Raw genomic sequence first — 7,480 nt, forward strand, 5'->3', positions numbered from 1 at the left:
CCCGAAATCCCTGCACCTTCGCCCAGTCAAGAATCACTTCGATCCGCTGGCGTAATCGGCTGGCGGTCTCAGTCTTTGCCGTCCACATCGGTTCTAAAACCCGCATGACGAGGGCTGTATCGATCGCTTGAATTGAGAAGCCACCGATGACGGGCTCAACGTGTTTCGTGAGACTATTTTGCCATTGTCGCAGGTGCTGCTTGTTTCGCCATGCCGCCTTATGGGACGCGATATATTTCTCAGCGCACTCCTTGAAGGTAATGGCCTTAGCGGCCTCCAGTGCGGCTGCTTGCCGTTCCCCGCGCCTGTTTTCGATGGGGTCTATCCCGCGAGCCCGGAGCCGTCGGCATTCGATTGCCCGCTCGCGTGCATCGGCTAAGGTCACTTCGTTCGCCGACCCAAGACCCATCTCTCGGGCGCGGCCGTTCATCATGAAACGGAAGATCCAAGACTTGGCACCACTCGACAACACCCGAAGCCACAGGCCAGCGCCGTCAGCGTACATCCCGGGTTTTTTGGTTCTTTCGACCTTGAGTGCAGAGAGCCGGTCTATCTTTTTTGCCATAGATGGTGATTCCACAAATCAGTCCACAAATATCTTGTGGATTTTACTGGACGGCCATGGACATGTCCACTCACGGATGGCAATGTTATGCCCATGGAATCTAAGTTTCTTGAACATACGTGGACGAAGGCGGACGGTACCAATGAGGAGGTCATGTCCCGTCCCGTGATCGACAACTGGCAGCGACTCCTCGACTACTGCCGCGCGAGCATGGCCTACGCCAAGAACGAACAATTCCGCCTGCTTTTCCTCGATCGCAAGAACGGCCTGATGGCCGACGAGGTTCAACAACGCGGTACGGTGGACCACACGCCCGTGTACACCCGCGAAGTCGTCAAGCGCGCGCTCGAATTGGGTGCTTCCGCGATCATCATGGTGCACAACCATCCGTCGGGGGATACAACGCCGTCGAAGGCCGATATCGACGTGACTCACGACGTGAGGGGTGCCTGCGAAAAGCTCGGCATAAGGCTCCACGATCATGTCATCATCGCGAAGGGCGGGCATAGCAGCTTCAGATCGCTCGGCCTGCTCTAGCGCCCGGGCGCGGGCCAACCGGATTGCTGCGCTTCCCACGGGCCGGTCGATCTGCGATAAGGCTTTTCGGCCCGGCGCTGACGAGAGGATGCGATGATTCCGCGCTATTCCCGACCCGAGATGTCGGCCATCTGGTCGCCCGAGAACCGCTTGCGCATCTGGTTCGAGATCGAGGCGCACGCCTGCGACGCGCAGGCGAAGCTCGGCGTCATTCCCGCAGCGGCGGCGGCGGCGGTTTGGGCGCTCGGGCGCGATGCAGTCAAGCCAGGGCGCGTTGCGGAGATCGAAGCCGAGGTTCACCACGACGTGATTGCTTTTCTCACCGCACTCGCCGAGCAGGTGGGGCCCGAGGCGCGCTTCGTTCATCAGGGCATGACGTCGTCCGACGTGCTCGACACCTGCCTCGCGGTACAGCTCAAGGAAGCCTCCGATATTCTGCTCGTGGACATCGACCGCGTGCTCGCCGCACTCAAAAAACGGGCTTACGAGCACAAGATGACGCCAATCGTGGGAAGAAGCCACGGCATCCACGCCGAGCCGATCACCTTCGGCCTCAAGCTCGCCGGTCACTACGCGGAATTTGCGCGCAACCGGGCGCGCCTCGTCGAGGCGCGACGGGAGGTCGCGACATGCGCCATCTCGGGTTCTGTCGGGACCTTCGCAAATATCGATCCCTTCGTCGAAAGCTACGTGGCGGAAAAGCTCGGCCTCGCAGTCGAACCGATCTCAACCCAGGTGATCCCGCGCGACCGCCACGCCGTCTTCTTCTCGGTCCTTGCCATCATCGCAAGCGCGATCGAGCGGCTTGCCACCGAAATTCGCCACCTCCAGCGGAGCGAGCTTCGCGAGGCCGAAGAGTATTTCGCACCCGGCCAGAAGGGCAGCTCGTCGATGCCCCATAAACGCAATCCCGTACTCTCCGAAAATCTGACCGGGCTCGCACGGCTCGTGCGCTCCTATGTAGTTCCCGCACTCGAAAATGTGGCACTCTGGCACGAGCGGGACATTTCCCATTCCGCGGTCGAGCGTGTGATCGCCCCCGATGCGACGGTGGTGCTCGACTTCGCTCTCGCGCGCCTCGCCGACCTCGTCGAACGGCTCGTCGTCTATCCCGAGACCATGATGGCGAATCTCGACCGTTATGGCGGGCTCGTGCATTCGCAGCGTGTGCTCCTAGCACTCACCCAAGCGGGCATGAGCCGCGAGAACGCATACCGCGCAGTCCAGCGCCATGCCATGAACGCGTGGAACGAGGATGGGGCCTTCCTCGAAGGTCTCAAGGCGGACGCGAGCGTCACGAAATATCTCGACGCCGAGGCGCTCGCCGCCCTCTTCGATCTCGAACATCACACCAAACACGTCGACACGATCTTTCGCCGCGTGTTCGGCGAAGGATAGCCGGGCATGCATCAAGAAGACGGCTCGATCGCACGAGCCATTTTGTCGATCGAATCTCGCCTCGGGCAGACTATTTGATTTCTTTCATGACCTGCGCGCGGGCTTCCGCTTCGCACTCAGCGAGGTGGCGCATGATTCGGTGCTCCGAAATCTCGATGTTGTGCGCCTTGAAGTCGGCCATGATTCGTTCGATCAGCCGTTTGTTCCCACCCTTCTCGAGCGCTATTTCGATGAGCGACTTGGCGTAATCCTCTGCCTCCTTGCCTTTGAGGCCGAACTTCGAGGCGACCCAAAGACCCATGAGCCTGTCGCTTCGAACGCGAGACTTGAACCGTAGGTCCTGGTCGTGCGCGAACATCGCTTCCGCTTGCTTTTCGCGATCGTGGAAAATGTCGCTCATCGCGTGAGGCGCTCCCTTGATGATGCGTTGAATGTTCGACTCTTTTTATAGCGGGCCGACCCGGCGAGTGGTATCGAAAACCGCATGTGCACGATAGTCGTTCTGCTGCGGCCGGGCCAGCCGTGGCCAGTCCTGATCGCCGCAAACAGGGACGAAATGTTGGAGCGGCCGTGGAAGCCGCCGGCGGAACATTGGCCGGATCGCCCTGGGGTGGTCGCGGGCCTTGATGTGCTCGCGGGCGGAAGCTGGCTCGGGATCAACCGCGAAGGCGTCGTGGCCGCCGCCCTCAACCGCCGCCACTCCCTCGGCCCTCAAACCGGGATGCGAAGCCGTGGCGAGCTTGTTCTCGAAGCGCTCGATCACGCCGACGCAGCCAATGCGGCCGAAGCGCTTTCGGCAATCGACCCCACGGCCTACCGGACGTTCAATTTCGTCGTAGCGGATAACAGCGGCGGATTTTGGCTCCGCAACCTCGGTACCGACGGCCCCGGCAAGGTCGAACCGTTCCCGCTCGCGGCTGGAATGTCGATGATTACGGCATTCGACCTGAACGATCCGGCAAGCCTGCGCATCCGCGACAATCTGCCGCGATTTCAAGCAGCCGCCCTACCCGACCCGGATAGCGGCGACTGGGGCGCGTGGCAGGCCCTCCTGGCGCGACGCAGCGATGGGAAATCCGAGATCGAGCATGAGGGGGACATGTGCGTCGTGACGGACCGAGGGTTCGGCACCTCTTCGAGTTCCTTGATCGCCCTGCCCTCGCCACAAAAGCTCGGCGTGCGACCGATCTGGCTCTTCGCACCGGGCCGGCCCGACAGGACGCCTTTCGCTCCCGTTCCGCTCCGTTAGCCCCCGCCGAACAGAGGGACCGCCCTCGTCGCTATTTCGCCGGTATTTTCCAGCTTCCATCGGGCTGGCGGCAGATCGTCACTTCGTAGTTGGCGGGCTCGGCGACGTTCCTGGCCTTTATCGTGTGAAGAATATCGCGGCATTCTTGACCCTTCACCTCAACTTTTTTCAGCAAGGTCACGGTTCCCGAATTTCCGCTTTTCTCATTGTTCCACGGAATGACCGTGCCATCGGGCTTTCCGTCCATGCCCTCGCGCGCCGCCTGCTTCATCATGTCGACGTCGGCCTTGGTCAGCCTGATATTCCGCGGAAACGTATGCGAATACTGCGCGAGCGCGGCAGGGACCGCGGTCGCCCCGACGATCGCCATAGCAAGAAACGCAATGCCAACGACCTTCCACATGGTACCCCCTTCCCTGCGGACAATTTGGTGAACGGGCCGGATTGCAACAAAAATACGGCATCTTCGCAGCCGCATGATTGCGACGTCATGTCCCCGTGCAAGCCCCGAAAATGACGTAGCCGTTCTTGTCGTCCGATACCGTGAGCGACATGCGCCCCGTCTGCTCGTCGACGATCACGGTCCATCCCAGCAACTTTTCGACACCCTGGAGATACATCTTCTGTTCGACATGACGGACGAGTTCAATCTTGGCATTCACTGCCTGCCCGGACGGCCTGGTGCCGACGATCGTTTTATCGGGAACCGAAATCTTGAGGAACTGGGGCACGTCGATGCTTTCAACCGTCTCCTCGTCGCACTTGACGCCCGGCTCACAGGCGTAAATCTCGATATTGGCGCAGATGAAGGGCTGAGTGCCGTCAAAGGGCGCTGCCACAAGTGGTGCCGGCAGCAGCGACGCGAGTGCCGCCAAGCAGAGACTCGGAACATATTTCATTGCCGGAGCACTCCTAGTTCACGGTGTATCCGCGGCCTTGCAAGCAAGCTGCCATGGCGCGGTTGTAGTCATTGAAGCCCGCTGCATTCGCACCTGCCTGTGCCTGCTGTTGCTGCTGAAACTGTCTTTGTTGATCGGCTTGACGAATGCCGCCGACCATGGCGCCAGCACCAGCACCTATTGCGGCTCCCTTGCCGGCGTTGCCCCCAATCGCGCCACCGACCGCACCAACCGCAGCACCGCGCGCCGCACCGCGCAGCAGCCCACCCTGAGGTGGCGGGGGCGGCGCAGGGGCCGCACTCGCCCGAGTCGGATCGAATCCCGTCTGTTGAACCGCCCAGGAATGACATTCGAAGCGGTCGCGGTCCTGCGTTTGCTGATCCTGGCCTCTCGCCGGATAGATCATCAGATTCTGCGCCGACGCCGCGTGCGCGAATATTGTCGCCATAAACGCAACGCCAGCGATGCAGCGCGGTCGCATCGCGATCCCCCCTGTCGCGCAGAGGCATTGAACCCTGAGCACGGGCGAGCGCCCGATTGGCAATTCCCCACCGCCCAACGTCTCCGCAGCTTAATTCATACTACGGCCTCGGCGCCAGGTGCTACACGAATGACATGCGCCTGAAAGGCGCGCGTCCCTCCCCTCCGTCCAAAATACCGAAGCCGACGCGACCACCCCCTGCAAGGGAATCGCCGCGTATATCGCTTAGCCGGTAAAAGAGCTCGATGCGCGTCCCGTCCGAACTTGGCAATCCGTTGTCTTGAGCCGGCCGAGTTGCTATATGTGGCGATGCGGAAGGGGTACCGTCGCTGCGCTCGTCGTCGGCAACGCACGGCCGAGACGGAGCAATTCCGCAGCCCGCCAGCCCATCCCTCGCTTGAAAGCGAGTTGAGCCATGTCCAGACGCAAGCGCATCTACGAAGGCAAGGCCAAGGTTCTCTACGAAGGCCCCGAGCCGGGCACGCTCGTCCAATATTTCAAGGACGATGCGACCGCATTCAATTCGCGCAAGCGCGGCGTCATTACCGGCAAAGGTGTCCTGAACAATCGGATTTCGGAATACCTGATGACGCGGCTTGGCGAGATCGGCGTGCCGACTCATTTCCTGCGCCGGCTCAACATGCGCGAGCAGCTCGTGCGCGAGGTCGAGATCATTCCGATCGAGGTCGCTGTCCGCAACGTTGCTGCCGGATCGATCTCCGAGCGCTTCGGTATCGCCGAGGGCACGCCGCTCCCGCGTTCGATCCTCGAGTACTATTACAAGAACGACCAGCTCAACGATCCGATGGTTTCGGAGGAGCACATCACCGCCTTTGGCTGGGCGACGCCGCAGGATCTCGACGAGATCATGTCGCTATCGCTGCGAATCAACGACTTTCTGTCCGGCCTTTTCCTTGGCGTCGGCATTCGGCTCATCGACTTCAAGGTCGAGTTCGGCCGGCTCTGGAACGGAGACGATATGCGAATCGTCCTCGCCGACGAGATCACGCCGGATAGCTGCCGGCTGTGGGATTTGAAGACCAACGAGAAGCTCGACAAGGACCGGTTCCGGCGCGACCTCGGCAACGTTGCCGAGGCATACCAGGAAGTGGCGCGCCGGCTTGGCATCATGCCCGAAGCCGGACCGACGGACCTCAAAGGTCCGACGCTCATACAATGATGGCGAAGCGAAGGAAGCAGCGGACATCTTGAAGGCGAAAATCCACATCACGCTCAAAAACGGCGTGCTCGACCCCCAAGGCAAGGCAATCGCCAATGCCCTCGGCTCACTCGGCTTCAAGGGCGTCGACGATGTGCGCCAGGGCAAGTATATCGAGATCGAGCTTGCCGAAACCGATCTCGGCAAGGCGCGCGCCAGCGTCGAGGCCATGTGCCGCAAGCTGCTCGCCAATACCGTGATCGAGAATTACGCCATCGACCTCGTGGGGTAAGTTCCAGATGAAGGCCGCCGTCATCGTCTTTCCCGCTTCCAATTGCGACCGCGACGTGAAGGTGGCCCTCGAGCGCACGGAGGGTGTTGAGCCGGTCATGGTCTGGCACAAGGAGACCGAGATTCCGAAGGTGGATCTCATCGTCCTGCCCGGTGGCTTCGCATTCGGCGACTACCTGCGCTGCGGCGCCATCGCAGCGCACTCGCCGGTGATGTACGAAATCCGCCAGCGCGCCGACAAAGGTGTCCCCATCCTCGGCATCTGCAACGGCTTTCAGGTGTTGACCGAGGCGGGGCTTTTGCCAGGTGCGCTTTTGCGGAACGCGGGCATCAAGTTCCTCGCCAAGGACGTTCATCTCAAGGTTCAGACGAGCCAGAGCCTCTTCACCAACAAGTACGAGTCCGGCCAGACGGTCCGCATTCCGATCGCCCATCACGACGGAAACTACTTCGCCGACCAGGACACGCTCAATCGCCTGGAGGACAACGGCCAGATCGCTTTCCGATATTGCACCAAAGATGGCGAGGTGACCGCCGACGCGAACCCGAATGGGGCCGCGCGCAACATCGCCGGCATCTTCAACGAATCGAAGACGATCCTCGGTCTGATGCCGCACCCGGAGCGGTTGGCGGACCCTGCCCTCGGCGGGTGCGACGGCAAAGCCTTGTTCGACGGAATTGCCGAGGCGCTCTCGTGAGCGCTGCCGAAGACGGCCCGCTCGGCCGAGCGGAACCCGAGATCACGCCCACGACCGTTGCCGATCACGGATTGACGCCGGATGAGTACGTGGTTGTCCTCGAATCCCTCGGCCGCACGCCGACGTTCACCGAACTCGGCATCTTTTCGGTCATGTGGAGCGAGCATTGTTCCTATAAATCGTCGAAGGTTTGGCTCAAGAAA

11 protein-coding genes and 1 pseudogene are annotated in these 7,480 nt (G+C 61.2%); 7 read left to right on the forward strand and 5 right to left on the reverse strand.

Translation table 11 applies throughout. The features are described 5' to 3' along the window. Window positions 1–565: Arm DNA-binding domain-containing protein (locus VEJ16_13835; GenBank protein HYB10745.1), on the reverse strand; the 565-nt coding region annotated here is incomplete at its 3' end. Between the two features lie 150 nt (window positions 566–715). Here VEJ16_13835 and radC point away from each other — a divergent pair. Together radC and purB are read left to right on the forward strand one after the other, a co-directional pair. Beyond that, window positions 716–1,102, forward strand: a pseudogene (gene radC, locus VEJ16_13840) (DNA repair protein RadC). Window positions 1,103–1,195: 93 nt separating this feature from the next. Then, complete coding sequence (purB, locus tag VEJ16_13845) at window positions 1,196–2,500, forward strand: adenylosuccinate lyase (GenBank protein HYB10746.1); 1,305 nt, start codon at window positions 1,196–1,198, stop codon at window positions 2,498–2,500. Window positions 2,501–2,570: 70 nt separating this feature from the next. Here purB and VEJ16_13850 read toward each other — a convergent pair whose 3' ends face one another. Continuing rightward, a complete protein-coding gene (locus VEJ16_13850) occupies window positions 2,571–2,900 on the reverse strand; it encodes a DUF1476 domain-containing protein (protein ID HYB10747.1) in 330 nt (109 codons plus the stop codon). 84 nt (window positions 2,901–2,984) lie between these two features. Here VEJ16_13850 and VEJ16_13855 point away from each other — a divergent pair, with 84 nt between their 5' ends. Then, window positions 2,985–3,749: an NRDE family protein gene (locus VEJ16_13855; GenBank protein HYB10748.1), complete on the forward strand. Its 765-nt coding sequence runs from the start codon at window positions 2,985–2,987 to the stop codon at window positions 3,747–3,749. A gap of 31 nt (window positions 3,750–3,780) precedes the next feature. On the opposite strand, the gene VEJ16_13860 is transcribed toward VEJ16_13855, so the two are convergent. From VEJ16_13860 to VEJ16_13870, 3 genes are all read right to left on the reverse strand, one after another. Further along, window positions 3,781–4,152 (reverse strand): RT0821/Lpp0805 family surface protein, encoded by a 372-nt coding sequence (locus tag VEJ16_13860; GenBank protein HYB10749.1) that lies wholly within the window; start codon window positions 4,150–4,152, stop codon window positions 3,781–3,783. 85 nt (window positions 4,153–4,237) lie between these two features. Next, window positions 4,238–4,648 carry a hypothetical protein gene (locus VEJ16_13865; GenBank protein HYB10750.1) on the reverse strand — a complete coding sequence of 137 codons (411 nt, stop codon included), beginning with the start codon at window positions 4,646–4,648 and terminating at the stop codon, window positions 4,238–4,240. 13 nt (window positions 4,649–4,661) lie between these two features. After that, window positions 4,662–5,096: a glycine zipper family protein gene (locus tag VEJ16_13870; GenBank protein ID HYB10751.1), complete on the reverse strand. Its 435-nt coding sequence runs from the start codon at window positions 5,094–5,096 to the stop codon at window positions 4,662–4,664. 448 nt (window positions 5,097–5,544) lie between these two features. Here VEJ16_13870 and purC point away from each other — a divergent pair, with 448 nt between their 5' ends. The 4 genes from purC to VEJ16_13890 form a co-directional block, all read left to right on the forward strand. Further along, window positions 5,545–6,309, forward strand: coding sequence for a phosphoribosylaminoimidazolesuccinocarboxamide synthase (purC, locus tag VEJ16_13875; GenBank protein ID HYB10752.1), 765 nt, complete (start codon window positions 5,545–5,547; stop codon window positions 6,307–6,309). A gap of 28 nt (window positions 6,310–6,337) precedes the next feature. Then, a complete protein-coding gene (gene purS / locus VEJ16_13880; protein ID HYB10753.1) occupies window positions 6,338–6,580 on the forward strand; it encodes a phosphoribosylformylglycinamidine synthase subunit PurS in 243 nt (80 codons plus the stop codon). A gap of 7 nt (window positions 6,581–6,587) precedes the next feature. Further along, a complete protein-coding gene (purQ, locus tag VEJ16_13885; GenBank protein HYB10754.1) occupies window positions 6,588–7,277 on the forward strand; it encodes a phosphoribosylformylglycinamidine synthase subunit PurQ in 690 nt (229 codons plus the stop codon). Next, the coding region (locus tag VEJ16_13890; GenBank protein HYB10755.1) for a hypothetical protein at window positions 7,274–7,480 on the forward strand (207 nt) is incomplete at its 3' end. The genes purQ and VEJ16_13890, both read left to right, overlap by 4 nt.

Source organism: Alphaproteobacteria bacterium, assembly GCA_035625915.1.
Classification (GTDB): domain Bacteria; phylum Pseudomonadota; class Alphaproteobacteria; order JACZXZ01; family JACZXZ01; genus DATDHA01.

What these genes read in the sequence shown, in the direction of transcription:
- VEJ16_13860 (HYB10749.1), bottom strand. Translation starts at nt 4,152, where the DNA reads ATGTGGAAGGTCGTTGGCATTGCGTTTCTTGCTATGGCGATCGTCGGG.
- purB (HYB10746.1), top strand. Translation starts at nt 1,196, where the DNA reads ATGATTCCGCGCTATTCCCGACCCGAGATGTCGGCCATCTGGTCGCCC.
- VEJ16_13855 (HYB10748.1), top strand. Translation starts at nt 2,985, where the DNA reads ATGTGCACGATAGTCGTTCTGCTGCGGCCGGGCCAGCCGTGGCCAGTC.
- VEJ16_13865 (HYB10750.1), bottom strand. Translation starts at nt 4,648, where the DNA reads ATGAAATATGTTCCGAGTCTCTGCTTGGCGGCACTCGCGTCGCTGCTG.
- VEJ16_13870 (HYB10751.1), bottom strand. Translation starts at nt 5,096, where the DNA reads ATGGCGACAATATTCGCGCACGCGGCGTCGGCGCAGAATCTGATGATC.
- VEJ16_13850 (HYB10747.1), bottom strand. Translation starts at nt 2,900, where the DNA reads ATGAGCGACATTTTCCACGATCGCGAAAAGCAAGCGGAAGCGATGTTC.
- purQ (HYB10754.1), top strand. Translation starts at nt 6,588, where the DNA reads ATGAAGGCCGCCGTCATCGTCTTTCCCGCTTCCAATTGCGACCGCGAC.
- purC (HYB10752.1), top strand. Translation starts at nt 5,545, where the DNA reads ATGTCCAGACGCAAGCGCATCTACGAAGGCAAGGCCAAGGTTCTCTAC.